Here is an 18,867-nt window from a genome sequence, read left to right as displayed (position 1 = left end):
AATATGACAAAAGCTTCGGTAACATTTTTTTTGGTTTTTTGGTCGGCCTGTCAGCTGGTACAGGCTCAGTCTTTTTCTTTCACACAAAAACTGGAAGAGGAAATGGCAAATTTTGGTGGGGAAACCGGTCTGTATGTGGAACATCTGGCAAGTGGAGAAATTTTTGCCATTCGGGCGGATTCTCTTTTCCCGACCGCCAGTGTCATCAAAGTGCCGATCATGGTGGGTATTTTCAAGCAAATCCATGAAAAAAAATTGGAGCTGGATACGGCCCTGCTTTACAGAGACAGCATCCGGTATGGAGGTTCCGGGCTCATGCAATATTTTAAAGACAGCACGGAGACCGACTTGGCCACACTGCTCTCACTGATGATCGGCTACAGCGATAATACCGCTTCCCTTTGGTGTCAGGAACTCGCTGGAGGTGGGCAGGAGATTAATAAACTTCTGGACAGCCTGGGTTTGGAACACACCCGGGTGAATTCCCGTACAGCGGGCAGGCAGGAAGCCTGGGAAAAATATGGCTGGGGTCAAACAAGCCCCAGGGAAATGGTTTCCTTGCTACGAATGATTCGCCACGAAGAATTATTCTCTCCCGAACTATCTCAAAAAATGTACCGGCTTATGAGCAATGTGATCTATGATAATTACGCGCTTTCTGCCATACCTCCCTACATTCAGACCGCCTCCAAACAAGGGATGGTGAGCAGTTCCCGCTCTGAACTGGTAATGGTCAACGGCCCGTCGGGCGACTACGTATTCTACATCGCCACCAAAAATAATCGAGATACTAGCTGGGATGAGGACAACGAAGCCTACCGACTTCAGCGAAAACTATCCGGAATGCTATGGAATTACTTTGAAGCAGAACAGAACCAATAAATTAACTCTCCTAAAAAACGATGGGAAACCTCTCCAATCAATGATTTTTCTACCTTTCATAAAAAATTCCGTGACTAAGGCTAGAATCCGAAAATTTGGCTTTAATTTTACGGTAGTAATCAAAATTAAATAACAGTGATTTTAATCGTTCTATTTCTTCTGCATTGGTACTTTTCGTTATTCTGTCAGAGTTTTTTTCTGCACCGGTATGCTGCCCATCAGATGTTTGTAATGAGTAAGTTCTGGGAAAAATTTTTTTACATTTTCACCTGGATTGCTCAGGGCAGTTCGTACCTTTCCCCCAGAGCATACGCTATCCTGCACCGCATGCACCATGCGTACAGCGATACACCAAAAGACCCGCATAGCCCCCATCATACAGAAAATCTGTTTACCATGATGTGGAAGACAAAAAAAATATACAACGAACATTTTACATTTAAGGTCAAACCCGAAGAACGGTTTTCAAAAGATGTGCCGGATTGGAACCGCTTTGATCGGTTTGCAGATACCATGTTTCTACGAATCGGCTGGGGTTTGGTATACGTAGTAATATACGTGTTAAGCATCAGTGTATTTGAATTGGCAGGAACCCACTGGTGGATGTACTTCCTGCTCCCCATACATTTTATGATGGGCCCAGTACATGGAGCCATCGTCAACTGGAGCGGCCATAAATACGGATACGCAAATTTCGACAACAACGACCACTCAAAAAATTCCCTGTTTTTAGATTTTCTCATGTTGGGAGAATTGTTTCAAAACAATCACCACCGCTTACCTAAACGGGCCAACTTTGCCGTCAAATGGTACGAGTTTGACCCCACTTATCCCATTGTTAAATTACTCCATGCAACGGGAATCATAAAATTAAAACCAATGGGTTAACTCCCCTTACAAATCAGCTGTTCACGGACTTTGAGGACAGCTGATTTTTTTGCGCAAAAAAAAGCCAAGGCCCAAAAAACATTTAACTTTTAGTAGGATTTTTTGAATAATTCTTTTTACAGCATATTTTTTTTAAAAAAGCTTTGCAATTAAAAAACTAAATGGTTAAGTTCATGCGAAATCACCTACTTTAGTAAACTTATGAGAGAATTAACAAGAGCAGAAGAGCAGATCATGCAGATTCTATGGGACATTGAGAAAGGATTTGTCAAAGATGTCCTGGAAAAAATGAAAACGCCAAAACCGGCGTATAACACGGTATCGACTATTATACGTATTTTGGAGAGGAAAGGTTTTGTTAAGCACCGTGCTTATGGCAAATCCCATGAATATTACCCCATTGTTTCGAAAGACGAATACAGAAGTTTTACCATAAAAAATCTTCTATCAGGATATTTTAGTGGTTCATTCGCCAAATTGGCCTCTTTTTTCGCCAAAGATGAAAAATTGGATGTGAAGGCGCTCGAAAAAATTATGGACGAAGTAAAAGACGATGTAAAAAGCACCTGATCAGTAAACGGGTAACAAAAAAGGGTGATTTCTCACCCTTTTTTGTTCCAATTCTCCCATAGGTGCTTTTCAATTTTTAATCTGCGGTCCCAATCGCATGCACCTGAAATCCAATGGATCGTAGCGCCTCTTTATCAAGAATATTTCTTCCATCAAATACGTGGGCAGGTTTAAGCATCCCATCGTAGATACGCTTCCAATCGTAGGTTTTAAACTCATCCCATTCGGTCAACACCGCTACTGCGTGAGCTCCTTCGCAGACCTTGTACGGATCGGTACCCACCGTTAAATTTTTACGATTTTCTTCCGACGACCTGCTCCCAAGATAGTCAAGATCTGTATATACCTGTTCTTTTTTCACTTTCGGATCATACGTTTCTATGAAGGATTGCTCGTTTAGCAGATGATCCGCTACATAGATGGCGGCCGATTCGCGGGTATCGTTGGTGTCTTTTTTAAATGCCCAGCCTAAAAAGGCAATCTTCTTCCCACTTACCGTATTGTATAGGTTTTTGATAATCTTCTTCGCAAAACGCCGTTTTTGATGGTCGTTCATAATGATTACCTGCTCCCAATAGTCAGCCACTTCGTTCAAGCCGTAGCTTCTGGAAATGTAAACGAGGTTCAAAATGTCCTTTTGGAAACAAGAACCTCCAAAACCCACCGAAGCCTTTAAAAACTTGGGACCAATGCGCGAATCGGTACCGATTGCCCTAGCTACTTCATTGATATCTGCCTCCGTAAATTCACATAATTCCGAGAGAGAATTAATTGAAGAAACCCGCTGTGCCAGATAAGCATTTGCAGTAAGTTTAGACAATTCAGAGGACCACACGTTGGTCGTCAGGATTTTATCTTTGGGAACCCACCTGGCGTATACATCTACCAGTGCCTGAATGGCATTCAAGCCTTCCGGTGTCTGGTCCCCACCAATCAATACCCGGTCCGGATCCATTAGATCCTCCACTGCAGTTCCCTCAGCAAGAAACTCCGGATTGGAAAGTATCTGGAAACTTAATCCGTCTCCTGTATGCGTCAAAATATCCTTCAGCGTACTGGCTGTACGAACAGGCAAGGTAGATTTCTCCACAACGATTTTATCTCCCTTAGCTACCCGGGCGATCTGCCGGGCACATAATTCGATCCATTTCAAGTCCGCGGCCTGTCCCTTCCCTTCTCCGTAGGTCTTCGTAGGGGTATTTACAGAAATAAAAATCATTTCGGCTTCGTCAATGGCTTTGTCCACATCTGTGGAAAAAAATAAGTTTCTTCCCCTTGCCTCTGCCACTACCGCAGATAAACCCGGCTCGTATACCGGAATATTATCTACGTTCTCATCATTCCAGGCAGCAATGCGCTCCTGATTGATATCCACCACCGTTACCTTGATGTCTGGACATTTTTTTGCAATCACCGCCATGGTCGGGCCTCCCACATATCCCGCCCCGATACAACAAATATTCTGGACTTTCATTTTTTTTTTGGTTTAAATCAGCACACGTGCGGACAGTATAAAATTAATTCTACTTTCTTTTATTAAAAATTTAATCTAAAATTCTCGCGGAAACCGTTGTAAGTTAGGAGGCAAAAATAATTCATTCCACGGATTATCAAAAATAAAGCGTGTTTTTGTTGATGAATTTGCATTCCTACAGTAAAAAATAGTGCCTGTTTGTAGCGAACCAACTTCCATTACCGGCCAAACGAAAAAAGGGAGCTCGAAATCGAACTCCCCTTCCCGTTACTTTTATACTAGCCAAATTGGTCAATTGGCTGTTGTCACGAGGGAACTTCTGCTTACTGGCATTATCGAACGATGATCAATCGCTGCATATCCCTGTAACCCGAATCGGTAATCGTGCTGACAAAATACAACCCTGCCGCCAGATCATTGACCGAGATCTCATACGACTTACTGAACTGATCCTCAGCCGGCACAAAGGTATTCACCAGTCTTCCACGCAAATCGAAGATCCTAACCTCCGCAATCTGTTCCGTAGGATGATCCAGTCTCAAATTCACGAAAGTAGAGGCTGGATTCGGATACATCGCAATCGTAACCGCTTGTTCAACCACCGACTCACCGTCTTGATCCTGCGATTCATCCCAAACTGTTACCATCACTGTTTCGGTGTACAGCGGAATACCGTATTTACCAATCCTGGCCTTTACTTCGTACACACCTGGCTCGGTGAAGATATTCACCGGATTCTTTTCTTTGGAAGCGTTGCCGTCTCCAAAATCCCAGTAGTAGCTCAATTCAGGATCTGCAGTTCCCAGCAAGTCGCCAGAAAATTTGACCATCAATGGACCTGATCCCTCCATGGGGCTTGCGACCAGTAACGGTGCTGCTTGTTGTTGATTCGTACGCAGCCCGGATCCGTCTATTTCGATAACCTCAAACGCCGAGAGTTTTGGCTGATCCGCTCCGCCTTGTGCAGAGAAGTTCATCGTCAGCTCGCCATCACTTACCGTGACATCGAAGGTTTTCGTCAACACCGTACCCGGCGCCGCTTCCGCGTTGATGTCAAAGGAACTCAGCACCGGATCCCCTTCGATGTTCACATTGAACACCCGCTTGCCGCTGCCTCCGGCAACGCCGCTTGCCACTCCCCAGTAGATCTCCGCAAAGTGAAGCACTACCTGGTAGTCGCCATTTGCTAGCGGTACCTCGTAGGCAAACGTTTTCGTTGTCGAACTTCGCTCTGTCTGGTACAAGGTCGGAAGCGATGCACTGCTGTTCGTATAGGTTTTTCCTCCCACAAAGTACGTGTCCGCAGCAAAGTCCTTGCCCTCGTACGTCAACGCCGGTCCACCTGCGTTAATGCGCAACTCGAATGCCGGATCAACTGGCGGTACCACTTCCGGAGACACCACAATCGTCAATTGATCGCTGGCTTCTTCTCCCTGCTCATCCGTTACCGTCAGTACCACGTCGAAGGTACCAAACTGATTGAACGTATAGGTTGGATTTGGCTGGATTGAATTAAATCCATTTCCAAAATCCCAGAAGTAGCTGATCGCTCCTTCTGCATCACTGCTTCCATCTCCGGTGAAACTCACCGTCAACGGTGCGGTGCCCGAAGTTATGTTTGCCGCCGCAACAGCGGTGGGTGGCTGATTCGATGAAACCTCAATCGTGATCGTAGCCTCATCGGTCAATCCGAGCTCATCCGTAACTGTCAGCGATACCTCATAGGTGCCTGCCGAGACAAAGGTATAGGCTGGATTCATCAATGTACTGGTCACATCGGTACCAAAATCCCAGAGATAAGTAAGGTCTCCCTCTGCATCCGTACTGTTGGAGCCAGTGAAGTTTACCGTGAGTGGAATAAATCCACTTGTCATGTCTGCCTCAATAACGGCTATCGGTGGTTCGTTCGCTGCCACTTCCACGCTGATCGTGGTTGCATTGCTTTCGCCTTGCGCATCCGTTACGGTCAGCGATACGTCATAAGTACCCGCTTCAGTAAAGGTGTACTCCGGATCCGCCTGTGTACTCGTCACACCGGTACCAAAATCCCAGAGGTACGTAACCGCTCCTTCTGCATCCGTGCTGTTGGAGCCGGTAAAGCTTACGGTCAATGGAGCAAATCCAGTTGTTACGTCTGCTTCTGCCACGGCTACCGGCGGTTCGTTCGCAACCACTTCCACGCTGATCGTGGTCGCATTGCTTGCACCTTGCGCATCCGTTACCGTCAGCGATACGTCATAGGTACCCGCTTCAGTAAAGGTGTATTCCGGATCCGCCTGTGTACTCGTCACACCGGTACCAAAATCCCAGAGGTACGTAACCGCTCCTTCTGCATCCGTGCTGTTGGAGCCGGTAAAGCTTACGGTCAATGGAGCAAATCCAGTTGTTACGTCTGCTTCTGCTACGGCTACTGGCGGTTCGTTCGCAGTGGTGGCTCCTTCGATCGCAATACCGGAAATACTTGGACGGTTTGCACTTGGATTCATGGTGATCTCCAGCAGGCCGTCCGTAACTTCGATATTTGCAAAAGTCAATTTCACCGGACTGTTTCCTGACTCAATGAATAGATCCAGGTCATCTTTCACCAGTTCTCCTTCCAATAGGATATCGAATACCCTACTACCTGCACCTCCTGCCACTACTTTACCAAAATAAAGCTCGTTGTGATAGGTGCTTACGGTGTAGGTTCCATTTGGCACCGCAATACTCAGGGTAAGGGAGGCCAGATTAGCTCCCGATCCTCTTTCCGTTTGGTAAAGTGGCTCTGAGCTGGCAGCGGCATTGGTATACGTATGATTGACATCGTAGTACGCCGGAAGATTTACGTCCCCAATGAAGGTCTTGCCCTCGAAACTTACATCCGCCGCACTTCCGGTATTAAGGTAGAGCGAGAAGTCCGGGGTTACCGGTTCCTCGACCACACTGAGAATTTCGAAGGCAGCCAATTTGGGTTGATCGGTGCCGCCGACTGTTGCCAGGGCAGAGAAATCCATATTTAGTTGCCCGTCGTTCACCTCCACTTCGAACACTTCTGTTACCGGTGTTTGTGGTCCTACCAAATCATTGATATCGTAATCGTCCAGAACCAGGCTTCCCTCCAGACTAACGTCGAATACACGCTGACCGGCGGTTCCGCTGCCGCCGCCGCCAGTAGCGCCGTGGTAAATCTCCGCAAAGTGCAGGATTACCTCATAGGTACCATTGGGCACCGGAACGTTGTAGCCAAACACCTGAGGTGTGGAACTACGCTCGGTCTGGTACAGGGTTGGCACGGTCGCATTGGTATTGGAATACGTTTTACCTCCTTCAAAATAGTTATCTGCTTCAAACACCTTACCGTCGAAAGACACCTGCGGTCCACCTGCATTGATTCGCAAGGCGAATGCTGGCTCAGATCCGGGGTCGTTAACGACTACTTGAAGTTGTTTTTCGTCTTCATTTCCAATTCCATCCGTAACGGTAAGGATGACGGTATAGGTACCTGGCTCGGTGAAGGTATAGGTTGGATTCTCTTCGTTCGAAGAATCGCCATTTCCAAAATTCCAGAAATACGTCAGGTCATCCAGGTCATCGCTGCTGCCATCTCCAGCAAAGGAGACCGTCAACGGCGCATTTCCACTGGTCACATTGGCCTCAGGTACTGCCACTGGTGGTAAGTTTTCCTGAACCGTTATGGTTAGTGTTGTCTCCGCGGTATCCCCAGCATCGTCCGTCACCAGCAGGGTAACGGTATAGGTACCGGGCGCTGTAAAGGTATGCACCGGACTAACCAGGGTGGAGCTATTGTCGTCGCCAAAATCCCAAGCATAGGAAACGATAATGCCGTTGGCTTCAGACTCGCTGGCATCGAACTGAATGGTCAGCGGTGCAATTCCCTGCTGCACATCTGCCGTAGCCACCGCTATCGGTTCTTGCAAATCCACCACGTTGATGAGTTGCGTGGCAGAACTTGTAAGGCCGCGATCATCGGTAAGGGTTAGTTCGACGGTGTATTCTCCGATGCTGGTGAAGGTATGGGTAGGGTTGGGCAATTCGGAAGTTGTTCCGTCCCCGAAATCCCATTCAGTAGCAACGATTTCACCTTCATCGGTGGAGTTCTCACTGCTAAATTCCACGGTAAGCGGTACCCTTCCTTCCGTAACCGATGCTTCCAGAACTACCACCGGCGCTTTATTGATCAACAGATTCATTTGTGCATCAGCAGTCAATCCATTCAAGTCCGTTGCCGTTACCGAAAGCTGGTAGTTGTTTTCCTCGTTTGCTGGCACCGTTCCGGAGAGTACTCCCTGTCCAGAGATGTTCAACCATCCCGGAAGGGCTGATCCGTCGGCAAGCGTCGCGCTGTATTGCAGCTTGTTGCCTGGATAACCCTTGTCAAAGGATCCCGAAAGATCCGTACTGAACGTTGCTCCCAGATCTACCAGGTAATCGTCGATGGCTGCTGCCGTAGGCACAGCTTCCGGACGTATGTTGATGTAATAGAACGTATTGTCGTTCCAGTCACAATTGGCCGATCCGGCACCGCATCCGTTTTGTACAAAGTCTTGTAACACGATGTACTCGTTTGGAATGATGTTGCCATCCCTGTCAATTGCCTTGTAAATCCGCAGACCCAACAGGTCCGGTCGGTCTCCGTTAATGTTGTTTCCTCCACTGGATAGGTAGTTGGAAACCGCAATTCGGAAAGGAACGGAAATGGTATTGGCCACATCAAAATTGATGGTCTCGTTGTCTCCGCCTTTCGGAAGCAGGGTTTGGTACCAGTCGGCCTGGTGCCCAAAACTTATGCCACCGACCGTTCCGGTTCCGTTTACCTCCACCAGTCGGGAGCTGTTGCTCGAAGGTCCTCCGTGTAGGGCCGACAATTGGATTCCAATCACCGGTTTGGTAGGATCTGCCTGCACAAAGTTATCGGACAGAATCAGGTCCCCTTCGTACCCGGCATCAATATTTGCCGGAACCGGATAATTGGAACTTGGCCTGAAGGTGATCGTATTCGGTGGATCTATGGTTCCATCGTCATTGACAATGCTCAGCATACTGGACTTGAATCCGAAGGCATCAAAGACCTGCTGGGCATCGATTTCTTTACCTCCCTCCGGCACCGGTACGTAACCACCGTGAAGCGTCGCCAATGCGGCGGCTCCATTGTCGGCATTGCTGACAATTTCGATGGTTTCCTTCATCATGGTAGTGGTATTACCGTTTGCTCCAATGAAGGTGATGGAAAGATCCCGCGAACCGCCGGCTGGTATGGTCAATGGCAGCGTTGTAGATTCAATTCCCTGCGGTACGATTGCATAGATAAACCGGTTCTCATCCGAGATATTGATTGCTTCGATCACCAACGGTTCCGTTCCCGTATTATTCAATCTCATGACATTGGCGTCATGGAAACGAGCTCCGGTAGATCCGGTGTTGTTGATTCGATAGAAGGTAAAGTAATCCTCTGCCGGGAATCCGCGGTCCGTACCTGGTACTTTGGTCATGTTTTCCATTTCCACCAGGGCTCCCGTGGGCGTTTCTATGCTAAAGGAATAATTGCGGGTAGTGGTATTGCCATTGGCATCCACTGCTTCTACCAACAATTGAACCGCTCCTAATTCATCCAAAACGAACGGTCCGTCAACGCTAGTGAATGCCCCGCCATTGATACTGTATTCCAGGCGCTCTATGGCACCGCTTTCACTTTGATCTTCAGCAAACAGGGTCACAGTCACCGGTCCTCGGTAGACTCCTTCTGCTGCCTCCAGCCCTTCAAATTCTGCACGTAGGGTGGGTGGCAGGGCTGCCGTGTTGATTGGCGCAATACGGATGTAGTTCGGCTTGGCGTTCACACCTTCCGGCGCCAGGCTCAATCGAAGTTTCCCATCGGTCACCTCCACGAGCTCGGTGTTTTCGAAATTCAACAGGTTATCCGGATTACCCGCTTCCTGATTGAAATCGACTACCCGTGTGCCGTTGACATCGAGCGCATGGTAGCTATCGGTGAAGTCGGGATCGCCCACGCTGATGTTTACGTTATATAATCCATTCGGAACCTCCAGCAACCAGTCCCGCTGCGGGAACGTAGCCGCCGTGCGGTGACCAATAATGGTAAAGGTATTCAGCAGTGGCTCCTCATCTGCCAGGGTATTACGGTTTCGACCGTTGGCACTGGCATCCGCTGGAGTCTCTGTATTCGGAAGTACCCAGCCAAAGTTCAATTGTCCCAGATCGGTGGTTTGCAAGCCGTAAGGCGCGCCCAAATCGTCAATATATCCTTCTGGAGATACAGACACCTGCTCCGGTGTTTGGAAATTGAACTGGTACACATAGACGGCCTCCTGGGTAATATTGGCCCGTACTTCCAGCGTAGCGGGCTCGTAATTTGGCGCATCCGCTGTAAGTGTAACCGTGTAATTACCAATGGCCAATCCTGCCTTGTCAAAACTGATTTCAAAGGGCGTACCCAGTTCAAAACTGGATGGAAGGGTGATCCTTGGATCAGAACTGGTTAGCGTAACCTCTCCTGCAGTCAATCCACCGTTTGCAGACAGGCTGATCTGCTGCAGCAGGGGATCCGGATCATTGATGCTTCCGTTCAGCACCACTACTTCCGGATCGAATTCCAAACGTAGCGTGCCGTCTTCAAACGGAATGACATTCTCGATGACGAACATGTAGTCCTGGTAGTCACCGTTTGTGGCATCTTCAAAATTGATCAGGTAGCTATTTTCTACCGGATTACCTTCCCTGTCGATCACTGGATAGGTCCGCACCCGTCGCGCTACGCCTCCTGTATTCAGGTCGTCTTCGGTGTAATTGGTGCGATTGAATACCTGCGAGGTGACGTATACACCGAACACGGCTCCCAGAGGATCAAAAGTGTCAGTACCCGATGAAATTTCCGGGTAAAGGGTTTGGTGTTGCCCGAATACACCGGACATCACGCCCACCTCATTGAGGGTCACTGTTTCATCCCGGGTATACCACCCGAAAGGAATTTCTTCGTTTGGCGAGTACCTGCCAACAGGTGTGATTTTCACTGCTTCAGGCCCTGCTTTCACCCATTGCTGCACCAGTACTTCGTCTCCTTTCAATACGGCCTGGGTACCGTCCGAGAGGGAGGTCCAGCCCACATTGATGGAAATACCCAAGGCATCCACCACGTCCTGCAACGGAGGCTCATTGCCACCCTCGTAACCGGTTTTCTTCAAGGCATGCAGCCCTACTTCCAGCAATGGCTGATCCGGATTGTCCGTTGCAATCTCCAGCACTGCTTCCTGATATCCAAGGTTACTGCTAGTCAGATCCGGTGCGTAAGTAACCGTGTACGTGATGGATTCACCCGCCTCTAGGGTAACGGGACCCGCAGGCGTGACCGGATCGTACTGATCAGCAAACGTCCCGGCTATAGTCGCGCCATTGATCGTGACTCCTTCGTTTCCTTCATTGGTGATTTCCACCGTCTTGGACTGAGACTGATCGCCTTGCGTATTATTGGTAGTTTCGAAGAGCAACTCGTTCGGCGCAGCTACCAACTCTGCCTTGAGCGTAGCAGGTATGGCTGCCCGCAACAGTGTCAGTCGCGGTGTGCCGTTGTTATCCCGGTCGTATTCCGAAACGTATATATTACCCGTTTTGGGGTCCTCCACCAAATCCAGGGGATCGTCAAATCCACGCATGCCCGGAATCTGATTGTAAACCTCACCAATATTCCCGTTATTATTTGGCTCCATCACCAAAACATCGTTCTGACCACTGAATCGTACGACCATAAGCAAGCCCTGAAGTTTTCCGTCAAAGGCATCGCTTTTGTATTCGATGACTCCATTCGGCGACTTGTTGTTGCCGAAATCGTAGGCAGGCGTTCGGTAATTTGGATCAGGGCCCAGGGTGATCGGGTATTTCGCCACATCTCTATAGGGCTCGGTTTCCTGCCCTGGCACCCCGCTGTATGGCAAGCCGCCGTGGTTCAGAATGAACTCCCCTCGGTACGGATTGGGGTGTCCGTGGTAGCTTCCTCCCTGGGTTTTAAACAACCAGTCTTTCTGAGTTTCTCCGCCCGTTAGTTTTGGCGCAAAAGGAATACTGGTCAACCCGTCAATTCTCCTGGCAAGCGGGTAATCCGCAGTGCTTGGCGAGTTTGGTGAATTGTTGTTATTCCCGGCCGTTCCGTTGGTGGGTACATACAACCATCCATTGGAGTGCCAAAGCAGGTCGTAGGCATTGCGGACCCCGGTGGCAAAAATGCTGACCGGAGAATCGGCCGAATACGGGTTGTAGGTCGTTCCATCACCCATCAAGAGACCCGTAGCCGGTGCGGCGTTGATAACCGCGATATCGTCTGTTGTGTACACACTTAGCGGTAGATTGGCCGGCAATTTATCCAGATCAACTTTCAGTACAGCTGCTGCCAACAAGCGTTCCGGTCGGTTATTCCAGGCCGGATCGGGATCTCCACCTGCTGAGTTACTTCCCTGAGCAATGTACATTAGGCCGCTGTCGTCAAAGGCAAGGCTATTTGTCAGGTGATCCTTGGAAGACCGCGGCAAATGAATTACCAGGTCCTGCACGGTGGAAAGGTCCGGACCGGAAAGACGGGTAAGCTTGCCATCCCATTCGGGACCATTGGTCAGCGAGGCAGCGCTGTGCGTGATGTAGGCAATCAGGTTATCGGCCGTAGAAGCCGGATCAAAGACCAATCCGATAATCAAGCGGTTGTTGCCTGCCATCACTCCGGATACAGGATGCGGCGATCCGTTTAGTTCGGGACTCAACACCTCCAGGTTACTTAAGGTACCATCGGCCGCCATGTCCCAACGGAAGATCTTTCCATCCGACTGGAAATCTCCAATCGTACTTCCATACAATTTCCCATCGGGTCCTACGACCAAACTGGAGAATCGCTCGTTTTCTGTACCTTCTCCCAAAGCCGTTCCTCCAGGAACGATGGTAAACGCCACGCCTTCCAGATCCCGGATGGGAACGGGCAAGTCATCCAATGAACCCGTTGTAAAGCGGGACTCAAAGGTGGCGAAGGTAAGCCGATCGGATAGGTCACCGGAACGGTTTGCTTCTACCCCCGCAATTCGGAACAGATACGGCGTGTTTTCCTTTAATTGGTTGATCGGCGTCAGGGTGATTGCATCCCCTCCCCCCGTATCGTTGGAGTTGCTTGGTACCAGGACCTCCCCGTCTGTCGTCAATTCGTAGAGGTTGACGTTTCCGGCAAGCGTACCATTATCCAACTCGTAGCCATCAGGAGTCAATATCTCCACATTCACCTGTAGGTCATTCAGCGAAACATTGGTGGCGTTGTTTGCGGGAGTTACGTTGGTAAACACCGGCACATCCGAACCCGATACCTGTACGATTTCGATAGAATTAATTTTCGTATTGAACCCACCATCGGCGTCCACCGTGAGCCTGCCGTCCAACACGGTGACGGTCACGGTAGTGGACGTCATCCGCGTGGATGCTCCATCCGTTCCGGTTGGAACAAAGGCGTTTACCGCGTTAACGTTTTCAACCGATACGGTGTGAGAAGGAGTGGTGTTCTCCTGACCGTCTACCTCCGGATCGCCGACACCAACGGTCACCTCATAGGTGCCGTTTGGTACGCTGATTTCCCAGATTCCCTCGGTGTTCACTCCGTTTGTTCCACCAACATCACCGTATTGCATGTGAATAATGGTGTTTTGCACCAGGCTCACCCCTGCCAATGCCCTGTTTCGGGTATTGGCCTCCAGGTTAAGTGGTGTTTGCCCATCTGTGGTTAACCAACCGTAGGCATATGCATTTCCACGATCACCGTAAGCAGCACCTGCATCTTTAATGTAGCCGGCTGGCACGTCGTCGATGGCCCGCGAGAAATTGATTTTTATGGGATCAAAATCGCTTGGAGGCAATTGATCTGGAGTGATTTTAAATTCGGTAAAGGTATACACGACTTCGGATACTTCCTCCCGCCGTTTGCTCGCAAAAATTCCCGCAAAGGTCAGGTCCTGATGGGCAGGATTGCCGTTCAGGTATACCGCAGGAAGTGCCACCGAACCCAATTCAACTTCGGCCCCGCTATTTAGGCTGTAGTAGGCAGTAAGCAGGCTGTTTTCGAGGTCCACGTACAAGCGCAAGGTAACCGCACTGCTATGAAGGCCCGCCACATTGTTCGCCTGAACGTTGTTGGCAGCATCCGCAGGGGCCAGACCATTGAGCTCCCGAAGCAGCTCCACCTTGCCACCGTTGGCTACCACCAACTTAACAAAGTTGTCTTCGTCCAAACCGAACCAAATACCTGCCTGCTCGGAGTTATTGGTACCGTCGCTGTAGGGGTTTGCTACCGTCGTACTAATGCTGAAATTGCCGTAGCCATTGGCATCCACACCCACTCCCAATGTATTGATTTGAGAGTTTACATCCGTACTAGTGGTAGCTGTGGTGCCATTGGTACGGTATGCGATCCCGTTAGTGGCATCTATCTGTAGGTTTCCACCGGTCAAGCTAAGCCTGGAAGGCTCGTATCCCGGCACGTTCGGGTAGGAAACCGGACCATCTAGCACCAACCGGGCGGAGGGGTCGTCCACCATGGTAAAGCCGGTATTGCCCAATCCTCCTTCGTCTCCGCTAAACTGCAGGCTGAAAGGCAAGGCAGCCTCCAACTCGTCACAGTTCAGCAAGCTAATCGGCGGACATCCGTCCAAAATCCCCTCAAATGGCCGCACATTTCGGGCAATGACCACGATGTCCTGGTAATCAAATCCACTCACATGTTCCTCGGTAGCGATGACGTAGGCATCTGCTTCACCCGGCAAGGCGTATACCCGTATGTGGTGCGGGATGGCCCCGGTGAAGGTGTTTAGCGCATCTTCGCTGTACAGGAATCGGTTGCCGAAGAACGGCCATCGGTTGTAAAAACCAAAGCTTGCGGTTCCCGGATCAAATGACGTAGTCCCTGTTATGACCGGATTCAGGGTTTGCCCGTTTCCGGCAACGGTATTTTGAACCGTGAACAATTCCTGCGTAGAACCGCCATCTCCACTGGCATACCAGCCAAAGCCCGTGATCGGGTTATTGGCTTCGGGGCCGTAAACGGCCAACAGTTCAAGTTCTACAGGCGCATCGCTGGCACGCTGAAATGCCTGAATATCCAGTTCATCTCCCAGCAAATTATTGTAAGAACTTCCGGCCGGCAAGTTGATAAGGTTGGTAGCCGGATCTGAATCTCCTACATCGATCAGGCCCTGACCCAATTGGGTATCCAAAATCCACTGCAAAGAAGGCTCTGAACTTCCACCCGTTCCGGTTTTGCCCAGCCCACTCAGGTTGATTTGAACCGGATCGGCTCCCTCTCCGGACAGCGTCAATTGGGCAAATTTCGGACCATTGCTGGTCGGCGTGAATACCAGCGTAAACGATGCTGAGTTCTGCGCATTTACAGTTGTGGGTAATCCGGTGACGGCAAACTGGTCGCTATGCGTTCCGGAAATGCTTGCCGTGATGCCATTCAATGGAGCATTACCCAGATTTGACAACAAAATCTCCTCTTCGTAGGAATTCTGTCCGGTGATGGCATCTCCACTAATGGTTTCGGTACTTACAGCTATGGAAGGCGCAGGAGCAGCCTGGTTGCTGGGTTTGAGCAGGATAATCTCGCTTGTGGCGTAATCAGAAACGTAGATATTGCCCGTAGCCACATCCTCAATCAAATCCAACGGATCGACAAATCCCGTGAAACCCGGTATGCCCTCTTTAAATGACGCGATGTCTCCGTTGGGTCCGTCCGGAACCAGCGCGATGATATCGCTTCCACCGCTGTATCGAGCCACCAGCAGAGCGCCGGTCAGGTTGCCATTCTCGGCGTTGCTTCGGTATTCGATAACGCCGTTTGGCGATTTATTGAATTCAAAATCAAAGGCCGTACCCCTGTAATTGACGTCTGGTTCTACGCCGTTGTACACACTATTGGTTACATCCACATCGCCGCGATTCAACACGTACTCTCCCCGGAAAGGATTGGGATGTCCGTAATAGCCCAATCCGGCAGACGGATCCATTCGGAACAGCCAATCCCGCTGTACGTTATTATTATTGGATGCCGAAATGGGTGGATAATCGGCATTGGCATGGTCGTACACCGTTCCGTCGGGTCTTCTGGTGCCGCTGACAGAGGCGGGTGAATTGCTGCCTCCCGCCGTTCCGTTTGTGGGCACGTACAGTTGTCCGTTGGAATGCCAAACCAAATCGTACGCATTTCGAACCCCCGTAGCAAACAAGGTTAGCGGTGCTTCCACGTAGTAGGGGTTGTACATCCCGTCAAGTGTGGGCGAATTGATATCTACCGCATTGATAGCCGATTGGTTGCGGGTGGTCATCACGTCCAGGGGAAGCGATGATGGAAGTTTTGTCAAATCCAGTTTCAGGGTAGCCGCGGAAAGCAAGCTCTCCTCCCGGTTACCCCAAGCGCCATCCGGTGCACCTCCAGCACTGTTGCTTCCCTGGTTGAAATACAGCATGTTGGGCTCGCCGGGTCGGAAAGCAATGCTGTTAGTAAGGTGATCCCGAAGAGACCTGGGAAGATTGGTAACCAACAATTCCTCGTTTTCCAGATTTGCTCCGGTCAGTCTGGAAAGATTGCCATCCCAATCCGGTGCACTGCTCAAGCCGGAAGAATTGTGCGAAATATAGGCGATAAGGTTGCCGGCGGTGGCGTTGGGGTCAAATTCCAGCCCCACAGCCGTGCGCCCGCCATAGGCCGCTTTCCAAGCGGAGAGCGTCTGCTTCCCGGAGAGCGTACCGTCTGCATTGATGGTCCAACGGTGAATGTCACCGCCGATGGTCAACCCGTATAATTTACTGTCTGGCCCTATGGTAAGCGTGGTGTATTTCGCTCCCGTGGCTACTGCCCCCTGTTTCGTAAACGATACATTGTCCAGGTCGGTCGTGGGACCGGTGGTTCCCCCCGACCCGGTAGTAAAGGAAGAACTAAAGAAATCAAAGGTTTCACCGGCAAGGTCTTTTACCCCATCTACTTCAAAAACATACGTGGTATTGGCTTCCAATGGCAAATTTGGAACCAGATTGATGGCATCGCCACCACCCGTACCGTTTACACTCGCTCCAACCGGGCTGGTACTTCCCTGCTTAAATAGCTTAACCGTACTGTTCGTGATGGTGCTATTGTCCACGCTGGTCAGTCCATCCTCATTCGGATTAGGGAGGAAAAGGCTATTTGCCGATACGCTTGTATTCACCGATACGCCCCCTGCCCCGTCAGCGGGGTTTACACCCAGGATGCGTGGAGTTTGCACACCACCCGCTCCCGGAAGAATGCGTACGAAATTAATTTTGGTATTGAATCCCGTTCCGGGCGACAGTGTCAACCGCCCGTCGGTAACGGTTACCTGAACCGTTCCGGAAGTAAACCGTCCGGTCGTTCCCGCGGCTCCGCTGGGAACGAATGCAGCGATGGCGCTGACGCCCTCCACGTCGATCGTATGGGAAGGCGTGTCTTCTACCGAACCATCAACGGCCGGATCTCCAACGCCTACCGTTACCGCGTAAGAACCGTTAGGAACCTCGATTTCCCAGCTGGCATCCGGCAAGTAGCCGTTGGCCGCATTATTGGAAACATCCCCGTATTGCATGTGGATAAGCGTATTTTCCAATACGCTCACGCCTGCCAATTCCCGGTTCCTTCCGTTCAAGGTAAGGTCAGCCGGGGTACTGTTGGCAGCATCGACCCAGCCGTAACTGAATCCATTGCCCCGGTCCCCATAGGCGTCTCCTGCGTCTCGAACATAACTGGCTGGCGGTGCCGTTTCGGGATCAGAAAAGTTAATGTTTGCTTCAAAATCCGGTGTGCCTGGATCCACGGTTGCTTCCGTAATCTCCAGGAAAACTTCCATTTCCGCATTTTCATAGCCGAGATCCGGCTGGTCAATGGCGATGACCATGGTGGAATACGTACCTACCGGCAGATCTTCCTTTATACTGAATTCCAACGGACCTAAAACGGGTCCCGCCGGCAAATTTAACCATTCCCCGGCATCCGGATCGTCGGATAGAACAATTGTCGGATTGCCGCTGTTCGCCGATAATTCCACGGTTTGTGGAGCAACGACTGCCCCTTGCTCAGCTGTAAAGTTGAGTTGGGATACCGAGAAATCCAGACTTAAAACCGGACTTTCCTGATCCACTGAAAAATAGGCAAAATCGGTATTGAAAGGCGTGGTGCCGTTTCGGTAGGAGGAATAAATACCTGCAAATGCAATTCCCGTCTCTGATCCGACCGTAATTCCGTCAAGGTATTCCTGAGGTAACGTCATGACTTCCAAACCGGCTTTGGTCAATTCCACAAAATCACCAGTTCCAATTGCATAATATCCACGGATGGTCCTATCCAGAGGATCAATAACCAGACGAAGGGTTACGTTTTGGCCGGTAACTCCCACATTGGTCACCTGTATCTGGTCCGGTGTGCCCGCCCCATTCACTGAAATGGCATTGACTTCCTTGCGAAGTTCGACGTTATTGGAATTAACATTTAGTTTTACAAAGTTATCCTCGTCCAATCCGAACCAAATGCCCGACTGGGCCGCATTTCCTCCGGTAGTGATTCCGAGCATCTGGGTTTCAATCACCAGTGGTTGCGTAAGGTCGGTTATACCCACACCCAGTGTATTTACCTGGGTATTGGTATTGGCGCTTTGACCGGGATTGAGATAAGCAATGCCTTTGGAAGCAGTCAAGCTTAGGTTTCCTCCGTCTACCGTGATCTTGTCTGGTTCGTATCCGATTACATTCGGATAGGTTACTGGCAAATCAGCTGTCAATCGGGCTTCGGAATGCGGATCGACCATGGTAAACCCGGTACCTACTCCATTGCCATCAACGAGTCCGCCCTCGGTACCATCAAATTCCAACCGAAGCGGAAGAGCCTTGGGAATACCGTTGCAATCAAGTAAGCTCCAGGGCGAACAAGGCTCGGGTGCATCTACCGTTACCGATACCGTCCATACCTGCGCGCTGCCATCTTCTGCCGTGACGGTGTATTCCACCGGATTGGTGAA

General features: G+C 50.1%; 5 protein-coding genes. 3 read left to right on the top strand and 2 right to left on the bottom strand.

The genetic code is table 11. The features are described from left to right. Positions 1-3: 3 nt before the first annotated feature. The 3 genes from BMW71_RS00025 (at position 4) to BMW71_RS00015 (ending at position 2,340) form a co-directional block, all read left to right on the top strand. Positions 4-882 carry a serine hydrolase gene (locus tag BMW71_RS00025; protein ID WP_092167787.1) on the top strand — a complete coding sequence of 293 codons (879 nt, stop codon included), beginning with the start codon at positions 4-6 and terminating at the stop codon, positions 880-882. 135 nt (positions 883-1,017) lie between these two features. Then, entirely contained in the window at positions 1,018-1,770 is a 753-nt protein-coding gene (locus BMW71_RS00020) for an acyl-CoA desaturase (RefSeq protein WP_092167785.1), read from the top strand. Between the two features lie 201 nt (positions 1,771-1,971). Beyond that, positions 1,972-2,340 (top strand): BlaI/MecI/CopY family transcriptional regulator, encoded by a 369-nt coding sequence (locus tag BMW71_RS00015; RefSeq protein WP_092167782.1) that lies wholly within the window; start codon positions 1,972-1,974, stop codon positions 2,338-2,340. Between the two features lie 76 nt (positions 2,341-2,416). Here BMW71_RS00015 and BMW71_RS00010 read toward each other — a convergent pair whose 3' ends face one another. After that, positions 2,417-3,814 (bottom strand): UDP-glucose 6-dehydrogenase, encoded by a 1,398-nt coding sequence (locus BMW71_RS00010; RefSeq protein WP_092167779.1) that lies wholly within the window; start codon positions 3,812-3,814, stop codon positions 2,417-2,419. Between the two features lie 332 nt (positions 3,815-4,146). Then, positions 4,147-18,855: a PKD domain-containing protein gene (locus tag BMW71_RS00005; RefSeq protein WP_218145541.1), complete on the bottom strand. Its 14,709-nt coding sequence runs from the start codon at positions 18,853-18,855 to the stop codon at positions 4,147-4,149. Positions 18,856-18,867 lie beyond the last annotated feature (12 nt).

Origin of the sequence: Cyclobacterium xiamenense (assembly GCF_900109255.1) — a bacterium.
Lineage (GTDB): Bacteria > Bacteroidota > Bacteroidia > Cytophagales > Cyclobacteriaceae > Cyclobacterium > Cyclobacterium xiamenense.
Note: the sequence above shows the minus strand (reverse complement) of the source record. Positions and strands in the feature narration are given on the sequence as shown.

Excerpts from the sequence above, each read along its gene's own strand:
- BMW71_RS00025 (WP_092167787.1), top strand. The coding sequence starts at position 4 with ATGACAAAAGCTTCGGTAACATTTTTTTTGGTTTTTTGGTCGGCCTGT.
- BMW71_RS00015 (WP_092167782.1), top strand. The coding sequence starts at position 1,972 with ATGAGAGAATTAACAAGAGCAGAAGAGCAGATCATGCAGATTCTATGG.
- BMW71_RS00010 (WP_092167779.1), bottom strand. The coding sequence starts at position 3,814 with ATGAAAGTCCAGAATATTTGTTGTATCGGGGCGGGATATGTGGGAGGC.